This window comes from Bartonella numerosa (assembly GCF_037070845.1).
GTDB lineage: Bacteria > Pseudomonadota > Alphaproteobacteria > Rhizobiales > Rhizobiaceae > Bartonella.
The window spans coordinates 22,551-42,582 of record NZ_JAYMZI010000006.1 but is presented as its reverse complement, the minus strand read 5'-3'; the positions used below and the strand labels follow the sequence as shown (position 1 = coordinate 42,582).

At 42.8% G+C, this 20,032-nt stretch carries 18 protein-coding genes; 6 read left to right on the top strand and 12 right to left on the bottom strand.

Going from position 1 to position 20,032, the window contains the following annotated elements:
* The first annotated feature begins 12 nt into the window (after window positions 1-12).
* From gltX to WCP75_RS03430, 6 genes are all read left to right on the top strand, one after another.
* On the top strand, window positions 13-1,440 hold the full coding sequence (gene gltX, locus WCP75_RS03455; protein ID WP_336276858.1) for a glutamate--tRNA ligase: 1,428 nt from the start codon (window positions 13-15) through the stop codon (window positions 1,438-1,440).
* Window positions 1,441-1,689: 249 nt separating this feature from the next.
* Window positions 1,690-2,985, top strand: a complete 1,296-nt coding sequence (locus WCP75_RS03450) for a citrate synthase (RefSeq protein ID WP_336276857.1) — start codon at window positions 1,690-1,692, stop codon at window positions 2,983-2,985.
* An 864-nt stretch (window positions 2,986-3,849) separates the two neighbouring features.
* A complete protein-coding gene (locus tag WCP75_RS03445) occupies window positions 3,850-4,602 on the top strand; it encodes a transporter substrate-binding domain-containing protein (RefSeq protein ID WP_336276856.1) in 753 nt (250 codons plus the stop codon).
* Between the two features lie 77 nt (window positions 4,603-4,679).
* Complete coding sequence (locus WCP75_RS03440; RefSeq protein ID WP_336276855.1) at window positions 4,680-5,399, top strand: ABC transporter permease; 720 nt, start codon at window positions 4,680-4,682, stop codon at window positions 5,397-5,399.
* Window positions 5,399-6,106: an ABC transporter permease gene (locus tag WCP75_RS03435; RefSeq protein WP_336276854.1), complete on the top strand. Its 708-nt coding sequence runs from the start codon at window positions 5,399-5,401 to the stop codon at window positions 6,104-6,106. The genes WCP75_RS03440 and WCP75_RS03435 overlap by 1 nt, the downstream gene beginning before the upstream one ends.
* Before the next feature lie 80 nt (window positions 6,107-6,186).
* Complete coding sequence (locus tag WCP75_RS03430) at window positions 6,187-6,960, top strand: amino acid ABC transporter ATP-binding protein (protein ID WP_336276853.1); 774 nt, start codon at window positions 6,187-6,189, stop codon at window positions 6,958-6,960.
* 3 nt (window positions 6,961-6,963) lie between these two features.
* Here WCP75_RS03430 and lpxB read toward each other — a convergent pair whose 3' ends face one another.
* The 12 genes from lpxB to rpsB form a co-directional block, all read right to left on the bottom strand.
* Complete coding sequence (gene lpxB / locus WCP75_RS03425; RefSeq protein WP_336276852.1) at window positions 6,964-8,163, bottom strand: lipid-A-disaccharide synthase; 1,200 nt, start codon at window positions 8,161-8,163, stop codon at window positions 6,964-6,966.
* A complete protein-coding gene (locus tag WCP75_RS03420) occupies window positions 8,156-9,028 on the bottom strand; it encodes an LpxI family protein (protein WP_336276851.1) in 873 nt (290 codons plus the stop codon). The genes lpxB and WCP75_RS03420 overlap by 8 nt, the downstream gene beginning before the upstream one ends.
* A gap of 2 nt (window positions 9,029-9,030) precedes the next feature.
* Complete coding sequence (gene lpxA / locus WCP75_RS03415; protein WP_336276850.1) at window positions 9,031-9,852, bottom strand: acyl-ACP--UDP-N-acetylglucosamine O-acyltransferase; 822 nt, start codon at window positions 9,850-9,852, stop codon at window positions 9,031-9,033.
* Between the two features lie 20 nt (window positions 9,853-9,872).
* Complete coding sequence (gene fabZ, locus WCP75_RS03410) at window positions 9,873-10,343, bottom strand: 3-hydroxyacyl-ACP dehydratase FabZ (protein WP_336276849.1); 471 nt, start codon at window positions 10,341-10,343, stop codon at window positions 9,873-9,875.
* Window position 10,344: 1 nt separating this feature from the next.
* On the bottom strand, window positions 10,345-11,394 hold the full coding sequence (gene lpxD / locus WCP75_RS03405; protein ID WP_336276848.1) for a UDP-3-O-(3-hydroxymyristoyl)glucosamine N-acyltransferase: 1,050 nt from the start codon (window positions 11,392-11,394) through the stop codon (window positions 10,345-10,347).
* 66 nt (window positions 11,395-11,460) lie between these two features.
* The gene (bamA, locus tag WCP75_RS03400) at window positions 11,461-13,854 is read right to left on the bottom strand and encodes an outer membrane protein assembly factor BamA (protein ID WP_336276847.1); all 2,394 of its coding nucleotides are present in this window, start codon (window positions 13,852-13,854) and stop codon (window positions 11,461-11,463) included.
* 220 nt (window positions 13,855-14,074) lie between these two features.
* Window positions 14,075-15,211, bottom strand: a complete 1,137-nt coding sequence (rseP, locus tag WCP75_RS03395) for an RIP metalloprotease RseP (RefSeq protein ID WP_336276873.1) — start codon at window positions 15,209-15,211, stop codon at window positions 14,075-14,077.
* Between the two features lie 20 nt (window positions 15,212-15,231).
* Window positions 15,232-16,044, bottom strand: coding sequence for a phosphatidate cytidylyltransferase (locus WCP75_RS03390; protein WP_336276846.1), 813 nt, complete (start codon window positions 16,042-16,044; stop codon window positions 15,232-15,234).
* Window positions 16,045-16,694: 650 nt separating this feature from the next.
* Window positions 16,695-17,255, bottom strand: a complete 561-nt coding sequence (gene frr / locus WCP75_RS03385) for a ribosome recycling factor (protein ID WP_336276845.1) — start codon at window positions 17,253-17,255, stop codon at window positions 16,695-16,697.
* A gap of 36 nt (window positions 17,256-17,291) precedes the next feature.
* Entirely contained in the window at window positions 17,292-18,008 is a 717-nt protein-coding gene (pyrH, locus tag WCP75_RS03380) for a UMP kinase (RefSeq protein ID WP_336276844.1), read from the bottom strand.
* 165 nt (window positions 18,009-18,173) lie between these two features.
* On the bottom strand, window positions 18,174-19,097 hold the full coding sequence (gene tsf, locus WCP75_RS03375; RefSeq protein WP_336276843.1) for a translation elongation factor Ts: 924 nt from the start codon (window positions 19,095-19,097) through the stop codon (window positions 18,174-18,176).
* Window positions 19,098-19,202: 105 nt separating this feature from the next.
* Complete coding sequence (gene rpsB / locus WCP75_RS03370) at window positions 19,203-19,976, bottom strand: 30S ribosomal protein S2 (RefSeq protein WP_336276842.1); 774 nt, start codon at window positions 19,974-19,976, stop codon at window positions 19,203-19,205.
* Between the last annotated feature and the right edge of the window lie 56 nt (window positions 19,977-20,032).

The window sequence follows — 20,032 nt, the reverse complement described above, 5'->3', positions numbered from 1 at the left end:
AGGAAGATATCCGTGTCTGTCGTTACTCGTTTTGCCCCATCACCTACAGGCTTTCTTCATATTGGAAGTGTTCGTACTGCCCTTTTTAATTGGCTTTATGCAAAACATACAGGAGGAAAAATGCTCCTCCGTATCGAGGATACAGATCGAGAACGTTCAACAGAAGCAGCTGTACAAGCCATTATAGATGGCTTACACTGGATAGGACTTAGCTATGATGGTGACCCTATTTCACAATTTTCACGAGCAGAACGTCATCGCCAAGTTGCTGAGCAATTGGTAAGAGACGGAAAGGCTTATTACTGTTATGCTTCACCCGAAGAATTAACTGAAATGCGCGAGAAAGCCCATTCGGAAGGACGTCCACCACGTTATGATGGACGCTGGCGTGATCGTGATATTTCTGAAGCTCCCAAGAATATCAAGCCTGTAATTCGCATAAAGGCACCACGAGATGGAGAAACGATTTTGCATGATCGCGTTCAAGGAGATGTCCGATTTCCCAACAAAGATTTGGATGATTTTATCATCTTGCGTTCTGATGGCTCTCCAACCTACATGCATGCAGTTGTCGTTGATGATCACGATATGGGGATAACCCATATCATACGCGGTGACGATCACCTCACAAATGCGGCACGTCAAGCAATTATTTTCCATGCAATGGGATGGAATATCCCCATTATGGCACACATCCCACTCATTCACGGTGAAAACGGAGCGAAATTATCAAAACGCCATGGTGCACTGGGAGTTGATGCCTACCGGATAATGGGGTATCTTCCTGACGCTTTGCTCAATTACTTAGTTCGTTTAGGTTGGAGCCATGGTGATGATGAACTAATTTCAATTGGAGATATGATCTCTTGGTTTGATATCGACGACATTAACAAAGCTGCATCTCGTTTTGATTTTAAAAAATTAGATGCTATCAATGGGCATTATATGCGTGTAAGCAGTGACCAACATCTCCTCGACGCCGTTTTTAATATTTTGCCAGAAATTGAAGGGGGATCAGAGATAATTGAAAAGCTTGATAAGCAACGCCAGTCCCAATTATTAACAGCTATGCCAAGCTTAAAAGAGCGCTCAAGAACGTTACGCGAACTTATTGATAATGCCTATTTTATTTTTGCGCAACGGCCATTGTTTCTTGATGAAAAAGCACAAAAACTCTTAAGCCAAAATGGCCAGGCCATCTTGCAAGATGTCTATCTTGCTCTAAAGGCGTGCTCCTATTGGAATACAGAAACCTTGGATAAGATTCTTCGACATTATGCACAAACGCGAAATATCAAATTCGGAGCTATCGCTCAACCGCTTCGGGCGGCCCTCACGGGGCGCACAACATCGCCCGGAGTTTTTGATGTGCTTGTTTCATTGGGACGCAACGAATCCCTTAATCGCATCCATGACCAACTCGTTAAAATCACACACTGATTTTCATATAACGATAATGTAAGCATATTTGGTAAATACAAATGCGTGATTGAGTGGTATTATTCATTTTAGGTAACCGGACACGTATTTGATAAAATGCAAATAAAAAAATATTTTTAGATTGCATGAATTAACTTTTGGGGTAAATCTACCCTAAATATAGATAGAAAGGGCTTCTGTTGCACACCTCCATATTTATTAATGAAGCGGCTCTTAGCTTCAGAGGCAAATATTTGAAAGGAATATTTAATGTCTGAAAGTAAGGCACAAGTTACTGTAAATGATAAAAAAGTAGAACTTCCCACACGCAAAGGCACCGCAGGCCCGGGTGTCATCGAAATTTCTTCTCTTTATGCGAAAACGGATACTTTCACTTACGATCCTGGTTTCACCTCAACCGCTTCTTGTGAATCAAAAATCACCTACATCGACGGTGACAAAGGAATATTGCTTTATCGCGGCTACCCTATCAACGAACTTGCTGAAAAGGGAGATTTCCTGGAAAGCTGCTACCTCCTTCTTTACGGTGAATTGCCAACGAAGGAAAAAAAGGCTGACTTCGATCGTCGTATTATGCAGCACACAATGGTGCATGAACAGTTTGCCAGATTCTTCCACGGCTTCCGCCGCGACTCTCACCCCATGGCCGTTATGATTGCATGTCTTGGTGCTATGTCTGCATTTTACCATGACTCCATTGATATAACAAATCCCCAACAAAGAATGATCGCTTCTATTCGTCTCATTTCAAAGGTGCCAACTCTCGCCGCCATGGCCTACAAATACAACATCGGGCAACCATTCGTTTACCCACGTAACGATCTCAGTTATGCCGCAAATTTTCTTCACATGTGCTTTTCTGTTCCCTGCGAAGAATATAAAGTCAATCCCATTCTTGTCCGGGCCATGGACCGCATATTTACTCTCCATGCAGACCATGAACAAAATGCCTCCACATCTACTGTACGCCTTGCGGGATCATCAGGAGCTAACCCGTTTGCGTGTATCGCAGCGGGTGTTGCGTGTCTTTGGGGACCAGCCCATGGCGGAGCCAATGAAGCATGCCTAAATATGCTAAAGGAAATCGGTTCTGCAGAAAGAATTCCTGAATTCATAGCACGTGCAAAAGACAAAAAAGACCCCTTCCGTCTCATGGGATTCGGTCATCGAGTCTATAAACATTATGATCCACGTGCAAAAATTATGCAGCAAACCTGCCATGAAGTACTAAAAGAATTAAACATCCAAGATGATCCACTTCTTGATGTGGCTGTCGCGCTTGAAAATATTGCTCTTAATGATGAATATTTTATTGAAAAGAAGCTTTATCCTAACGTCGATTTTTATTCTGGAATCACATTAAAAGCTTTAGGCTTTCCGACTAAAATGTTTACCGTTCTTTTCGCCTTAGCACGTAGCGTTGGTTGGGTTGCGCAATGGAAAGAAATGGTTGAAGATCCAGCGCAAAAAATCGGGCGACCGCGCCAACTTTACACAGGATATTCCGTACGTGAATACGTCCCCATAGATGAGCGCACGCGCTAAAAAATGCAACAAACCAACCATCGGGGCTCCAATTTGTCGGAGCTCTGGGGCGAGTGTGTTTGTGTGGAAAAAATATATAGCTTTTATGATTTTTTAATTCCAAATTTTTGCAGCCACACACCGTCGAAACCGTAATAATTACGGTAGGGATTATTAGATTTGTAATTTCACCCAAATTAGACATCATCTACCACCCCACCTGTAAACCTAAAATGCTATACGTACAGGCACTAAGCTGGCGAAAATATCCCCTCTTTGTTTGTAAAAAGTATAAAAAAGAACAGCAAAAACGCCGTTTTAGCGGTACAATGGACGCACTACCGCGCACTTTTCCTACGAGTCACCAAAAAAGACAGAGCATGTTATTATTAATAGTCTTTCAAAGATGATAAAGCAGTGCCATGCAACCGTATCTAACCCAAAATAATTATTATTCCTAGTATGTCACAGATGATATGCTGCCTTTATAAGCAAAATGATAACCGATATAAGCTCTGTATACCTCAGCATACTGCAAATATTCTGTGGTAATAAAATCATAACAGATAATGCTCCATTTGCATCCTTCCGAACTTAAATTCAGAGGATATTTTTCAAAACTGCACTCTTAATCTTTATGGCAAAAAACAACAAAAGCAAACTACCCAATAAAAAATAACCTTGGGTGAATGGAACATTCATTTTTATTTTCCTATATCTACCGTGCTTATATTGAATAAAAATGAATATTTTTTTTATAACAGCGTTTTCATGATGATAACAAAATGAATACCGATAGATTTTTGCATTGCCCTCGAAATAGTTTACAGACTATAAAAACGCGCGACAACCCCGATCTTCCCACTCATCAAACAGGAGAATAGAATGAATCCATTGGCAACAGCCTTTACGATAATTGCAACATTATTTGCTCAAATAACTCACGCTACAACGCTAAAAATCGCGAGTGAAGGCTCTTACCCTCCATTTAGTTACGTTGATTCGAATAACGAACTTCACGGCTTTGATATTGATATATCTCATGCATTATGTGAAGCAATGAACGTCGAGTGCATTATCACGACTCAAGATTTTGACGGAATTATCCCTGGTCTTCTGGCAAAAAAATACGACGCTATCGTCGCCTCACTCGCTCCTACACAAGAACGGTTACAGAAAATTGATTTCACAGATCCTTATTATAATACAGCATTAGCTGTTATTGTTACCAAAGATTCAGGGATTCAAGAAATCTCTGCAAAAGCTTTTGGGGGTAAAAACCTTGGTGTGCAATCGAATACAACGCAAGCTGCATACGCAGAAGACCATTACGCCTCTAAAGGAGTGAATATCAAGCTTTATCCCACCGCGATAGAAGTTAGCCGCGACCTTTTGAGCCACAGACTTGATGTAATTATATTTGATGAACTGCAAGCATCAAACTGGCTCAAAAACGAAGGAAAAGATTGCTGTCAACTTCTTGGAATCCTTCAAGGAACAAGCTCGCCAATTGCGATTGGTATACGCCAGAATAATGACGATCTTAAAAATAAATTCAACGAAGCACTAAAGAAAATCCGTGAAGATAAAACCTATGATAAAATTATGAAAAAATATTTCACATTTGATATTTATTAAATGTCAATGTGAACTAAAATTGAACAAACCTCTTATGTCTGATGGATTTCGTACAGATCTTTGCGAGGAGCACAAAAATGATTGAGAATTTAGCGTTGCTATCGTTTAGCAATGGGGGGTGGGGTGTCGTTATACTTTATAGTGCGGGAATGACGTTGTCGCTGGCTTTGTGCTGTGGACTCATAGGACTCCCTTTAGGGCTTCTGAACGCAATAATGATTCGATCTAATGCTAAAATAGCCAAAATTACTGCTATCTTCTTTTCATCAGTGTTTCGTGGATTACCGGAGCTTTTAACTTTATTTTTAGTTTATTACGGCTTGCAGAGTGTTATCCAGACAATCCTTGATTATTTTTCCATCAATATAACATTCAGCATCAACGCCTTCATCGCCGGTATTCTCGCGCTTAGTATGGTTCTTTCTGCCTTCTCTTGCGAAGTTTGGCTCGGGGCATTCAGCGTATTTGATGAAGGACAATATGAAGCAGCCAAAGCTTTAGGACTTGCACGATCGACCACTTTTTTTCATGTTGTATTTCCTCAACTCGTGCGAAACGCCTTACCGGGGCTTTCTAATAATTGGCTCACTTTACTTAAAGACACATCCCTCGTTTCGACTATTTCGTTAGTCGACCTTATGCGACAAACGAATTTAGCGGTCGCAGCCACCAACGAACCTATGCTATTTTACTTTGTAGCATGCTTATTCTATTTGTCATTTTCAGCATTTTTTTCCGTTATACTGCGTTATTTAGAAATATACGCTAAAAAAGGATATCGAAAGGCACTGATCTGATGTTTCCTGAGTGGCTACACTTCCTTTTCAATCCTATTCTCTTAAGCCGTTATGGACTAAAATTTATTGACGGATTAATCGTCACACTTGAGCTTGCATTCATAGCTTGTTCTGCTGGTTTTGTTCTCGGCGTTTGCATTACATTTGCACGTTCGTCGAATAGCAGCATTTTGCGATGTTTTGCACGCACCTATGTATATTTTTTCCGCGGATCTCCCCTACTAGCCCAACTTTTTCTCTTTTATTACGGTCTTGGTTCAATGAATAACTTTTGGCAACAAGTCGGCTTATGGTGGTTTTTCCAAAATGCGTGGTATTGCTGTCTTTTTGTTTTTTCGCTTAATTCCGCTGCTTACCAATCCGAAATCTTCAAGGGGAGCCTTCTCTCAATTAAAACCGGACAAAGAGAAGCTTCAAAAGCCTTAGGGCTAAGTAAATCTGTGACCTTTTTTAAGATCATCCTTCCACAAGCGATGGTTTCAGCGCTGCGCCCTTTGGGAAATGAATTCATCTTGATGATAAAATCTAGCGCTATCGCCTCACTTGTCACTGTTTATGATTTAATGGGAGTTGCTAAACTCACTTACTCACGCACATTCGATTTTCAAGTTTACATATGGGCTGCTCTTATTTATCTTCTTATCGTTGGACTTATTCATCATTGTATCGTTCTTCTCGAACGCTACCTAACGCGGTATTTGCGATAAACAAAAATAGTCGTAGAAATTTCACAAAACAAAAGTACTAAATCAATGATTTTATTCATCAATGAAAGAGTGAAACTAAGATGAATTTTGAAAATAAAAAATCTACCTATACCGCTGAAGGACCAGTAATTTCTATTCGCAATTTGAATAAATGGTACAAAACCTTCCAAGTATTATACGACATTAATTTAGATGTATCAGCTGGTGAACGGATTGTTATCTGTGGACCCTCTGGTTCAGGAAAATCAACGCTAATCCGCTGCATCAATCAGCTAGAAAAAGGACAAGAGGGCTCAATTTGTATCCATAATGTTGATATTCATACCGCCCCTATACACCAGCAAAAAAATGTTTTACGAAAAGTAGGGATGGTTTTTCAGCATTTTAATTTATTTCCCCACATGACCGTTATGCAAAATTGCACGTTGGCGCCTATGACGGTTCAAGGACTTTCTAAGCAGCAAGCAAGAGAACGGGCAATCTACTATCTTGCTCATGTTGGAATTGAAAAGCACCGTGAAAAATATCCTTTGCAGCTATCTGGCGGGCAACAGCAACGCGTCGCGATTGCACGCGCACTCTGCATGGAGCCTGAAATGATGCTATTTGATGAGCCAACATCAGCTCTTGATCCAGAAAGCGTCAGAGAAGTTTTAGAGGTTATGGCTCAATTAGCAAATACAGGCATGACAATGCTTTGTGTCACCCATGAAATGAGCTTCGCCCGCGAAGTTTCGGAGAGAATACTCTTTTTGGAAAACGGGAAGATTATTGAAGATACAGCATCTGAAGAATTTTTTACCGTCCCCAAAAGCCAGCGCGCACGCGACTTTCTTTCCAAGATTCAACATTGACCGTTAACGACATTTGTTATCTACAAAACTTCGAGAACGCTGCTTTTTTAGAACAGAAATAACGGTCTGAGCGGACAGAACACCTGACGGCACCTTAGTCTCCATCTTCCGTTCCATCGCCGCAAAAGCATCGAGCTGCGCTTGTCTCAATGAAGGGTTATATAAAAGCTGCTCTATCTGCCTTGCCAGCATACCAGGTCGCAAAAACTCATTAAAATACTCTGGCACGATAGGTTGATCAAAAATAATATTTGGAAGAGCAGCGCTCCATAACGTTATTTTAGGAAGAATAAATAATTTAGCAAAATAATCGAGCTTATAGCAAAGAACCATAGGAACTCTTGCTAATGCCAACTCAAGTGAAACTGTCCCAAGCGCAGCAAGTGCAACATCCGCATCTGCAAGGGCACGCCACTTCTCATCTTCGCCAACAACAATTTCAATTCTTCCTTTCCAATCTTTGATAAACCGACGAACCTTATTTGCCAAGTGCGGCAACGTTGGCAAAATAACACGCAAATTAGGAATACGCTGTACGAGAATTTGCATAGTTTCTCCAAAAGTAGGCATCAAAGAGCAAATCTCCGTATCACGTGACCCCGGAAAAACAATAAGCGTAGGCGGTGATTCTTGTTTACCGTGCAAGCGTTCTTTTTCTGATCTTGCAGCCAAAAGCGGCGGATAAGTTAAAAGACGATGTCCAACATAGGTGGTAGAAGGTCCTTCAAATTCCTCCATAATTTTTTCTTCAAAAGGAAAAATTGCCAAAACATGATCGATAAATCTGCGCATAGCTTTAGCACGCTCCGGCCGCCAAGCCCAAATAGTCGGCGCAACATATTTTATGACAGGAATAGAAGGTGCCAAAGCACGCACCCTTTTTGCAACACGGTGTGTAAAATCAGGGCTATCAATGATAATCAAACAATCGGGCTGTTCCCGCGCAATAAATTTGGACAAACTACGAATCCGCCACAATAAAAACGGCAATCTCTTCAACACTGCAGCTAAACCTATTAAGGCAATATCATTAGCATCAAAAACGCTTTCCAAACCTAGCGCCTTTAAGTGCCTTCCCCCAACGCCAATCAAACGAACGTTGCGCCCTGTCTGTTTGGATAAACAATTAATTAAATCTGCACCGAGAAAATCACCGGATTCTTCGCCTGCAACGACAGCAATTTTAAAAAAACGATCACTCATAATCAGAATTTTCAAATGTTTCAATAAACAGGGAATGCTTGTTAGCTTTCTCTACAGTTGCCTTCACAGACAATATCAAACTTTTATTCGCTTCAACCGCAACACCAGACAAGCCGCTCTTCGCGATATTTATCATTGTCGCAGGACCAATTGATGGCAAATCAACGCGATGATCTTGTTGTGGTTTTGCACACTTAACAAGAACACCACCTTTAGGAGGAATTTGCTTCCTTTCTCGCATTTCAGAAACCCGCCATAACATGTTATCAGTTCCCTCTGCACCCTCCACAGCGATCACTCTCCCGCTGATAGCTACAGCTGCTTGCCCAATATCCAATCGTCCTAAAAGCTTTGCGGCCTCTACTGCCAACAAAATATCTTTTTTTTCTTTTCGAGTGGCACGCTGCAATGTCAAGTCGAACCCCATTGGAGCCAATAAATCCGGAACTATCTCGTGAGCACCAATTACACAAAAACCATATGCCTCAATGATCCGTATAAAAGCCCTTAATAATGCATCATCCCCGCTCCCCAGAGCCCCAAGTATTTTGGGAAAAGACAAAAAAGTTGGCCAATCGAAACGTAAATGCTTTAAAAGAGGCCGCTTTTTTACCCCTCCCGCAAATACAACATTACAAACTCCAGCCGCTTTCAAAGTTGTAACAAGTCGTTTCAATTCAACAATCGATAATTCACAACACTCATAACGGCAAAGCATTTCATCTGCTTCTCCACGCAAAAGTACAATGAAAGGATTTTGTCCGTGCTTTTCAAGAGCTTGAGCAACAGTGATAGGCAAAACACCATTCCCCGCTATAATAGCAGTCCTCCCAGAAAGAAAACTCCTAGCACTAGAAACGGACATTCTTAACCCCTATTTTCTTTTGCTCTATCATCTTCAAATTTTGGTGTACAATAAAAACGTTTCCCTTCCTCCTGAATGAACCTGACGACATCAAGAACAGGCTGAGAAGTAGAACCAGAAGAAACATCGCTTACACGTTCTCTGAACGGTTTGCTGCGATCAAAAAGCATAGCAACAGCATGGCGTAACGCATGAATATCCTTGCGTTTTAAACCGGCACGCTTCATGCCGGTTATATTTAATCCAGCAAGCTTTGCCTGCACTCCAACGGCCGTCCCGTAGGGTATTAAGTCACCAACCAACGCCGAGACACCACCTATAAACGCGTAATGCCCAACACGAACAAATTGATGTACAGCAGAACCTCCGCCGATAATGACGTGATCACCAATACTAACGTGACCAGCAATCATTGCGTTATTTGCAAACGTTACATGATTTCCTACACAGCAATCATGAGCAACGTGCGCATAACAAAAAAATTGGCAATCATCACCAACAAGTGTCACTCCCGTACTCGAATCTGATCCCCTATGCATCGTCACACCCTCACGAATTGTGCAATTTTTACCAATAGAAAGAGTTGTGTGACCTCCCTTATGCTTATTATTTTGTGGATCTGTACCTAAAACTGCATGAGAAAATACCTTACTATTAGAGCCTAGTGTTGTTCTTCCCATTATTACAACATGGCTCATCAGACTGCATCCATCTCCAATAACAGCCTCTGAACCAATATGGCAAAACGGTCCGACGAGCACATCCTCACCAAGCATCGCTCCTTTTTCTACAAGAGCAGTTGGATGAATTTTCACACCAGACATACCAAAATTCCTACTATATATTACCCACTGTAATCGCTAATCATCGCAGCAATTTCTGCCTCAGCAACACGAACACCCTCTACTTTCGCGATGCATGAAAAACGTCTCATACCCGACCGTTTTTTTAAAAGCTGAACGTGAATTTTTAACTGATCACCTGGAACAACAGGTCTACGAAACTTTGCATTATCTACGCTCATAAGATAAACCAGATTTGTCTTCCTGTTAACCAATTTCAAAAGTGAAATTGCTCCCGCTGTCTGCGCCATTGCTTCTAAGATCAAAACCCCTGGCATAATCGGATTCATGGGGAAATGCCCCATAAAATGCGGCTCATTGACCGTTACATTTTTGATACCTATAGCTTCCTGCTCTCCATCGATTTCAACTATACGATCAATCAACAAAAATGGATACCTATGCGGTAATATCGAAAGCAACTTCTCAATATCTGCAGACTCCAGATTTTTCGCTTCTTCGATGCTGAGCATACTAGCGCTTCTCCTTTTTAGCTTTGCCAATATTACGCAACGCTGCAACTTCACGAAACCATTGCTTAAACGGCCGCGCTGGACTTCCCCCCCATTTTTCACCATCTGGAATATCATTCATTACACCACTCCCAGCCGCAATCTGAACACATTTACCTATCACAATATGGTCTGCTACTCCAACGCTTCCGCCAAGGCGAGACATGTCGCCTATGGACGTGCTTCCAGCGATTCCGCATTGTGCGGCAACGAGGCAGTAGCTGCCGATTCTTACATTGTGGGCTATTTGCACCAAATTGTCGATCTTACTGCCTTCCCCGATTATGGTGTCCCCAAATGTCCCGCGATCGATTGTTGTATTTGCTCCAATCTCTGCGCCATCATGGATGACGACGCGACCGATCTGTGGAATTTTTTCGATTCCACCAACGCTGCTACCAATGTAGCCAAAGCCATCTTGCCCAATGCAAGCGCCAGGATAAATGTGGACTCTATCGCCTATTAGAGAATACTGAACTGTTACTCTAGGAGCGATATAGCATTCGCGTCCGATACAACAATTTTCCCCAATAACCGAAGTTGACGAAATAAGGGTTCCTTCACCGATCTTAACATTTTTACCAATAACAGCCCCCGCCTCAACACATACATTGTCTGCAAGTTCAGCAGTCGGATGAATGTGCGCGTGCGGCGAGATCCCCCCCTGCCCAAACCAAGGCATCGGCTTCACAGAAGTAGGGAATAAGATGCGGCCAATCTGCGCGAAATCACGTTGTGGAGTGGATGTCAGCAAAATTGCCATGGACTCGGGAACCTTAAAGACCACCTCATTCGTACAAAAAACAGCAACAGCAGAACTTCCCAATAAAGCATCAGAAAATTTTCGATTCTCCACAAATACGAGAGAACCCTCCCTCGCACTCTCTAGTGAAGAGAGAGTATCGACAACCGTATTAGAAAACTCTGGATTAAGAAGCTTTGCACCTGTTAGCTCCGCGATATTCGCAACCGTCAATCGCCGGGACGGCGTAAAAAAAAATGCATCCGCCATCAAAACACTTTCTCTCCCAGCCTAATTCATTTTCCTCAACATATTCCCTTTTGGAAAAAACTTAAATCAAAATTTAGTAGAAATACCGAAATTAAACTGCTGCACACGATCACCCTCCCGCTTACTAATCGGCCAAGCATAATCAAAACGTAGCGGACCAAATGGAGATTCCCACATTAAGCTAGCACCCGCAGACGTGCGCCACGCGCTTTTAATATCTGTAACCGGCGCCTCACCTTGAAAAACAGGCGTATAATTATTACCGTAGAGCGTTGCAGCATCTGCAAACAAAGCGCCACGCAGCCCCAAACCTTCGGGAACGACAGGTATAGGGAACTGAAGCTCTGCTGTCGCGTTCACATATGTCGTGCCACCCAAGAAATACACCTCACCCTTATTAGACACTTGACGCGGACCTATCCCATTGTATTTAAAACCTCGAATTAGGTCAGAGCTCTTAAACATATCAAAAATACGAACACCGTCTTTCTCTACTTCACGAATATGACCAGCGCCAAAAGAAAGCAAGCCGACGACATCCATTGGATCAGAAAGCGTCTTATACACCATAGCCTTACCAGTTGTCTTTAAAAATTTTGCGTTTCCACCGAGCCCAGCGTACTCTTGAAGAATACGCATATACAGCCCATCGTGTGGATTACTCATATCATCGATGGAATTATAAGTCAGACCATAGCTAACCGACGAACGCTTCCAAGGACTGTTCTTTGAAGCTTGAACGATAGCACCAGAATATCTATCGTAGAGCTCTCTTACAACCTTATCATCGTTTAAGTCATACGCTCCACCAAAATCATATTCTTCTTGCACATAAGAATAGGCTAAATTAGCGGACAACTGGTCGCTAATAGGAAGCCCAAATCGAAGCGAACCGCCCGTTTGGCGCACATCATACGCCTTATCAGCACGGTAAGTACTGCGGAATATATCAATACCAGCCGATAAGCGGTAACCAAAAAAATGAGGATCAACAAATGACAAATTGTAATTACGAGACTTCTCTTGTCCGGCACCTAAGCCCAAACGAACATACTGACCACGCCCGCCAAGATTGCGTTCAGTAAGAGACACTTCAAACGACATCCCAGGACTTGTACCACCAGTAGTATATCCCCCTGAAAGGGAAAGATCCCCTGTTGAAGCTTCCACTACATCTATAACCAAAGCAACCTGATCTGACTGATCAGTAGGAACCATTGAAATATTAACAGCCTTAAAAAAACCCAAACTCTCTAAGCGACTCTTTGCCCGCTGCATTAGAGTCTGATTAAAAGCATCACCTTCATTTAAATCAATCTCACGGCGAATAACGTAGTCACGAGTCTTCTCATTGCCACGTATTTCAATGCGCTGGACATACGCTCTCGGACCTCGTTCAACGCTATACACAATCGAAATCGTATGATTTACCAGGTCGCGATTCCCACGCGGTTCAACTTTTGCAAAAGCGTACCCCGAATCCGCAACCTTATTATTGATAATCGCAACAGACTGCTCAATATCACCCGCACTATAAACACCACCCGGACGTGTCTTAAGCAATCCTTTCATGGAACTAACATCAATTCCATCGATATCGCTTTCAATCCTGACATTACCAATTTTATAGCGCACACCTTCGTCAAGAACGAAATCAATTTTATATGCGCCACTCACCTCATCAAAAACTGCCTTGGACGAAACAACCCTAAAGTCTGCGTAACCACGATTATAATAAAAGCGACGTAAAGCCTCTTCGTCCACGGATAAACGTTCCTCACTATAGACATCACCTCTCGTCAACAATGACAGTATACCTGAAGGCTGCGTTGAAATTACATCACGCAGACGGCGACTCCCAAAAGCATTGTTACCCTTAAACGTAATACTGCTAATTTTTGTTTTCCGACCCTCAACAATGGTAAAAACTACATTCACGCGCCCTCTTCCAAGATTGATGGTCTTAGCCGTGACAGCCACATTATCACGACCAACGGTTTTATAAGCTTCACGAATCACGCCCACATCGGAAGAAAGCTTAGCAGAACTAAATGACTCATTCGGCTTCAACGAAATGAACCGTTTAAGATCGGGATCCTTGAAAGATTTATTTCCCTGAAATAGGACCTGATTTACTACCTCATACTCCTTAACCAGAACAATCAGCTTGTTATTCACCTGATTTATTTTGACATCGTAAAATAAACCCAAACCGAAAAGCCGTTTAACCGCAGCATCAATATCACCGCTGGAAAAGCTCCGCCCCACCTTTATGTCCATATTGTCAAGAATTGCCTGCGCACTTACAAATTTGTTCCCGCGAACTTCGATAGAGCTAACCACAGCCGCCTGTACCTCTTTGACCATAGCGACCGACATAAACGCTGTCGCCGGCACAACCACATCCGCAGCCAAAACAAACATAGACGCCGCACTTAAAAACTTTGAATTTATAATCATTGTTTCTTACCTTACCTTATTTCCCGGACATAACGCCTCGAAAAGCCAACCACAACGACAGCTCTTTGTGCTCATAACATCCACAGCAGAGCCTCCCCTTTAAGTAACAACCACAATGCGCAACGCCATATTATTTTGCGGACATGGTAAACAAATTTTAAGCTATAAACCCCACTACTACCCAATTTTCGAAATGTTTTCCATAATTTAATTGACTAAATTAGCTAAGCCAACAAAAATAATCATTAAACAGTGCAAAAATCATAAATAGAAGGACCACACAAAACCCCAAATAAAAAACAGCCTGTCGAATTTCAGCGGAGACGGGGCTACCAGAAAGAGCTTCAACCACATGAAACAATAAATGCCCACCATCGAGAGGCGGAATCGGAAAAAGATTAACAAGCCCAATACCAATCGAAAGAAAAGCCGCGAAATTTAACAAAGAAATAAAACCTGCTTCGCTAACTCGCCAAGCAATTTTGACGGTTTTTGACGGACCGCTCAGCTGACAACGATCCTCCTTCCCTCCTATTAAACGGCCAATTAAAAAAACTGTCTGTGTAGCGACTCGCATTGTACGTTCTAACGCAACAACTACTGCTTCCATAAAATTGTAATGGATACGTTTTTCATAAGCTGGATCTAAACGCGTGGGGTTATTTGGATCAGCAGGAGCAGCCACTCCTATTGCCCCACCCAAAACCCGATTTCCAAACCCATCATCCTGCTCGATCATTATTGGTGTAATTACTGTGGTAAACACCCTTCCCATCCGCTCCATTTTAAATTCTATAGGATTTCCACCATGAAAAGCGACATAAGCCGCTAAATCCTCAAAACTCTCAATACGACGTCCATCCATTTCAATAAAACGATCGCCAAGCATAAGCCCAACCTGAGCAGCAGGAGCATCTTTCACCAAAAAACCAACGACAGGCTCTGTAGCTATACGTCCCTGAGAAAAGAAAAAAAACGTCAAAATAGCAACAGTCAAAAGAACGTTGAATAAGGGGCCAGCAAAAACCGTCGCCGCTTTTTTCCAAGCGTGAGCGCTAGAAAACGAACCATGAACGGACGAAGACAGAGCATCCACCTCATTTTCATCTCCAACAAACTTCACATATCCCCCCAAAGGGATAAGCGCCAAGCGCCACTGTGTACCGTGGTTGTCCACGTAACTCAATATTTTAGGCCCAAATCCGAGCGAAAACACTAATGCCTTGATACCACACAAACGCCCAACAAGATAATGCCCAAACTCATGAACAAAAATAACGGCCATAACGACAAAAAAAACGCCAAAACTCCTTAGAAGCAAGCTACTTGCGGTTGATACATGATCCAAAAAATCCAAAATATCTTCTCCCAATTAACTCATGAAAAAAGATTAAAAGGCGTATCTATACCAGACATAAACGAGCCAATTAAATAAAGGAAAAAGGCAGCCCCCACTAACCCATCCATCCGATCCATGAACCCACCGTGTCCGGGTAATAAATAACCAGAATCTTTAACAGAAAACTTTCTCTTCAACCACGATTGCCCCAAATCACTTACTTGAGAAACAGCTGATAAAGCAAAGGCAAGTAACGGCACAAAAAAACTTCCTAAACTTGCGTTTAAGAAACAAAAGGCGATTAATGTACCACCAAAAACTCCAGCAATTGTACCACCGATCGCACCAGACCACGTTTTATTAGGAGAAAATCGTTGAGCTAACTTTGGACCACCAAACGTGCGCCCGCTAAAATACCCGGAAATATCCGTGCCCCATACTATAGCAAACAAAAAGATAACAACCCAAAACCCCAGCATTTCATTGCCTCTTAAAAGAGACAAAGCCTCAACCGGGAAAGATGAATATAAAAAACCAGAAAAAACCCACCCACTATTCCTACCAGACCCAAAGATCGCCAACAGTCCGGAAAAAACTATTAAAGCAAAGAAGACTAGTAAAGGGGACACTCCCCATATTAAGAAAGGGCAAAAAAATAAATAAAAGACACCTGCCAATATCTTTTGCGCAGCATTCCACTTCTCCCCAGTGATACCAATCCACTCATATAGGATAAAACCACCGATCAGCCATACAAATAAAAAAAATACCGCCCCCCCAAACCACGTTAAGAACAAAGCGAAACTACCAAAAACAACAGCAGTCAAAATACGAGAAACGAGATCAGACAAATCGACATCCAAACGAAAGACACAAAACCAAAAAAATAACTAAACCCCCCCCTCTAAGCAGCATCTTTATACGCGCAACTCCACAAAACCTTCCCGTCAATTCCTAAATAACAAGATGAACATGTCATACAATGCCAACAAACCAACAACCGGCCACACCGCTCCCGGGAAACCAACCACGAAGACAACCGAATTCTGCCCCAGAACCTTCACCTACATTAAACTATCTTCCATCACACTGCCAAAACCACATGAAAAAATCGACGAAGAACCATAAATAAACTTCAGCTCGTTTCGTTTACCTGACCATAATTTATAACCGAGAGCAATAGCGAGATTAAGGCACCACATCCCCAATAAAATCCACTATCACACAGCCCATCATATAACCAAGCCGATCATTTCGTTAACAAGATAGGGGGTCCACTATACAACAAAATAAAGAAACGTTCCAGAGATTTACTACCTTACTTAATTTCCTTAACGAATGATCCAAATTTTTCTTGACAGATAAAAAAAATACCACCCAACCCGAACCAAGATTGTCCACAACACCAAGCACCACAGTGCAACAAAACCCGCCCCATCACATCCCACTTATGCAGAGATAAATTTCTTGCGTTTACATCTTTTCTGACGACGAAGCCATTTCAAATTTGCATAATTTCCGACTCTTTTGCGGCCAAAATTCTGTCAATATCAGCGATAGATTCATCCGTAAATTTCTGAACTTTTTCAGATAGGCTATGAACTTCATCTTTGCCAACTTCACCCTCTTTTTCCAATTTCTTCAAATTATCTATGCCGTCTCGGCGGACATGACGTGTAGCAACACGAGCTTGTTCTGCATATTGATGCGCAATCTTTACAAGTTCCTTACGGCGCTCTTCATTCAACTCAGGTAGAGGAATACGCAAAATCGCACCATCAGCAATAGGATTTAAACCGAGCCCAGAATCGCGAATAGCACGCTCTACAGCACCCACCATAGTTTTGTCCCACACAGAAACCAAAAGCATCCGTGGCTCTGGAACAGAAATGTTAGCAACCTGATTTATATGAACGACAGAACCATACGACTCAACCGTCAATGGCTCCAACAAACTGGCAGACGCCCGTCCAGTCCGCAGACCGCTTAACTCACGTTTAAAAACCGAAATGGCTCCACTCATACGACGCCTCAGATCATCCATAATCGATTCAACAGTCATATTTCTGTCTCCCTTACCTATACTCTGAAGTTGCCTTTACTCCGATACGATCGTAAACTTTCCCGCTCCATTCAGTACCCTAGCTAGACCACCTTTTTCATGAATCGAATACACGATGATCGCTACATTGTTCTCGCGCGCCAAAGCAACCGCCGTAGTATCCATAACGGACAAACCCAACTGCAAAACCTCAGCATGTGTCAATCGATCAAAACGTTTAGCTGCAGAATCTATTTTTGGATCCGCAGAATAGATACCATCCACCTGTGTTCCCTTCAACAAAACATCCGCCCCAATTTCTGCCGCACGCAAAGTAGCAGCAGAATCAGTAGTAAAAAACGGATTACCAGTACCACCTGCGAAAATGACGACCCTACCTTGCCCCATGTAACTCATCGCCTTACGCTGTGAAAAGCTCTCACAAATTTGAGGCATAGCAACCGCAGACAACACAACCGCCTCAATCCCTAATTTTATCAAAGATGTCCGTAAAGCTAAAGAATTAATAGCAGTTGCGAGCATCCCCATATGGTCGCCAGTCACACGATCTCCCCCATAAGAAGCGACAGCAACTCCACGAAAAATGTTACCTCCACCTATAACAACAGCAACCTCTACACCCATCGCACGCACTTCAGCAATATCAGCAGCAACACGATCCACCACCGAAACATCAATCCCAAAACTCCGATCCCCCATAAGAGCCTCACCGGAAACTTTTAAAAGAATACGTTTATACTGAAGCGTTAACATAACCAACCATCGCCCACAAAGCGCACTTATTTTTGCTTCCAACACCACCGAGGGCACCACTTCACAGCGTGACGCCCTCCAACCAACCAGCGCCCCTCACACCGGCAAACCAAACCCATGACCAATGACACAGTTTCAAAATCATAATCAACAATTTAAGAACAATTACCCCTTAGCAGCTGCTGCAACCTCTGAAGCAAAATCAGTCTCCTCTCTTTCTACACCATCACCTAATGCAAAACGAACAAACCCCGTAATTCTTGCCGGCGCACCAATCGACTCCTCAGCCCCCTTTAAAGCCACCCCAACAGTAACATCAGGGTTCACAACAAAAGCCTGAGATAGCAAAACGACCTCCTCATAGAATTTGCGCACACGCCCCTCTACCATTTTTTCAATAATACTTTCAGGTTTCCCAGATTGACGCGCCTGATCCAAAAAAATCTCTCTCTCACGTTCAACAACGGCAGAATCAACATCCTGCTCTGTTATCGCCAACGGATTAACTGCAGCGATATGCATTGCAATCTGCCGACCAAAAGAAGCAGCCACTTCTTTATTCCCCGTAGTTTCAATAGCAACCAAAACACCTAGCTTACCGAGACCATCGGTCACACTATTGTGTATATAAGCAGCCACTACGCCCTCCTCAACAGACAACTTGGCAGAACGACGAAACGCCATATTCTCACCAATCGTGCCAATGGCATCTTTAATCGCCGCTTCTACAGTTTTTTCAGAACCGGGGTAAAAAGACGCAGAAACAGCATCAACACCACCCGAAGTACCCAAAGCCGCCGTGGCAACATTACGCACGATATCCTGAAACACCCCATTACGCGCAACAAAATCTGTCTCTGAATTAACCTCAACCAAAACCGCGCTCTTATCCCCCGATGCAACCCCGATCAATCCTTCAGCTGCCATACGACCAGCCTTTTTGTCCGCCTTAGCCACCCCCTTTTTGCGGAGCCAGTCAATCGCAGCTTCTAAATCGCCACTGGTTTCGGCTAAAGCCGCCTTACAATCCATCATGCCTGCCCCCGACAACTCTCGAAGTTCTTTTACCTGTGCAGCAGTAATGCTCATATTTGTTTGCCTCTTTATTTTGTGATGGCGAAAGCGCAAGAGGGCACATCATACGCTAACGACATCTTGTTTGTAGATAAGTAACCCAATCACCTTTTCAAATCATCATTCAGAACAAGGAACGACATCCTCTAAAACGGGTTCTGCAGGCGCGTCAACTTGAGCCCCTAAATCGACACCCATCGCGCCTTGCTGACGAGCAATACCATCAAGCGCTGCACGAGCAACGAGATCACAATAAAGGGAAATCGCGCGCGAAGCGTCGTCATTACCTGGAATCGGATAATCTATGTGATCAGGACTGCAGTTAGTGTCTATAACAGCAACCACCGGAATGCCCAAACGCCTAGCTTCCTGTATAGCAATATTTTCCTCATTAGTATCAATAACAAAAATGAGATCCGGAACAGAACCCATATCCTTAATACCACCAAGCGCACGGTTAAGCTTTTCACGGTCGCGCTCAAGATTTAGACGTTCTTTTTTCGTAAAACCCTGAGCTTCAGCAGCAAGAATTTTATCCAGCTTACGTAAACGATGTATCGAATTGGAAATTGTCTTCCAGTTTGTGAGCATACCGCCGAGCCAACGCGCATTAACATAGTATTGCGCCGAACGACTTGCTGCATCAGCAATACTGTCAGCAGCTTGTCTCTTGGTACCAACAAACAAAATACGACCACCACGCGCAACCGTATCCGAAACAAGTTTCAGTGCTTGATGCAAAAGCGGCACGGTTTGAGCAAGATCAATGATGTGAATATTGTTGCGCTGGCCGTATATATAAGCAGACATCTTCGGATTCCAACGATGTGTCTGATGACCAAAGTGCACTCCCGCTTCTAAAAGCTGGCGCATAGTAAAATCTGGTAATGCCATAATCTATCCTTTCCGGTTAAACCTCCGCGGAAAAAAGCAGGACCCCTGCTACCGGC

Excerpts from the sequence above, each read along its gene's own strand:
- WCP75_RS03450 (WP_336276857.1), top strand. The coding sequence starts at position 1,690 with ATGTCTGAAAGTAAGGCACAAGTTACTGTAAATGATAAAAAAGTAGAA.
- WCP75_RS03445 (WP_336276856.1), top strand. The coding sequence starts at position 3,850 with ATGAATCCATTGGCAACAGCCTTTACGATAATTGCAACATTATTTGCT.
- WCP75_RS03440 (WP_336276855.1), top strand. The coding sequence starts at position 4,680 with ATGATTGAGAATTTAGCGTTGCTATCGTTTAGCAATGGGGGGTGGGGT.
- WCP75_RS03435 (WP_336276854.1), top strand. The coding sequence starts at position 5,399 with ATGTTTCCTGAGTGGCTACACTTCCTTTTCAATCCTATTCTCTTAAGC.
- WCP75_RS03430 (WP_336276853.1), top strand. The coding sequence starts at position 6,187 with ATGAATTTTGAAAATAAAAAATCTACCTATACCGCTGAAGGACCAGTA.
- lpxB (WP_336276852.1), bottom strand. The coding sequence starts at position 8,163 with ATGAGTGATCGTTTTTTTAAAATTGCTGTCGTTGCAGGCGAAGAATCC.
- WCP75_RS03420 (WP_336276851.1), bottom strand. The coding sequence starts at position 9,028 with ATGTCCGTTTCTAGTGCTAGGAGTTTTCTTTCTGGGAGGACTGCTATT.
- lpxA (WP_336276850.1), bottom strand. The coding sequence starts at position 9,852 with ATGTCTGGTGTGAAAATTCATCCAACTGCTCTTGTAGAAAAAGGAGCG.
- fabZ (WP_336276849.1), bottom strand. The coding sequence starts at position 10,343 with ATGCTCAGCATCGAAGAAGCGAAAAATCTGGAGTCTGCAGATATTGAG.
- lpxD (WP_336276848.1), bottom strand. The coding sequence starts at position 11,394 with ATGGCGGATGCATTTTTTTTTACGCCGTCCCGGCGATTGACGGTTGCG.
- bamA (WP_336276847.1), bottom strand. The coding sequence starts at position 13,854 with ATGATTATAAATTCAAAGTTTTTAAGTGCGGCGTCTATGTTTGTTTTG.
- frr (WP_336276845.1), bottom strand. The coding sequence starts at position 17,255 with ATGACTGTTGAATCGATTATGGATGATCTGAGGCGTCGTATGAGTGGA.
- pyrH (WP_336276844.1), bottom strand. The coding sequence starts at position 18,008 with ATGTTAACGCTTCAGTATAAACGTATTCTTTTAAAAGTTTCCGGTGAG.
- tsf (WP_336276843.1), bottom strand. The coding sequence starts at position 19,097 with ATGAGCATTACTGCTGCACAGGTAAAAGAACTTCGAGAGTTGTCGGGG.
- rpsB (WP_336276842.1), bottom strand. The coding sequence starts at position 19,976 with ATGGCATTACCAGATTTTACTATGCGCCAGCTTTTAGAAGCGGGAGTG.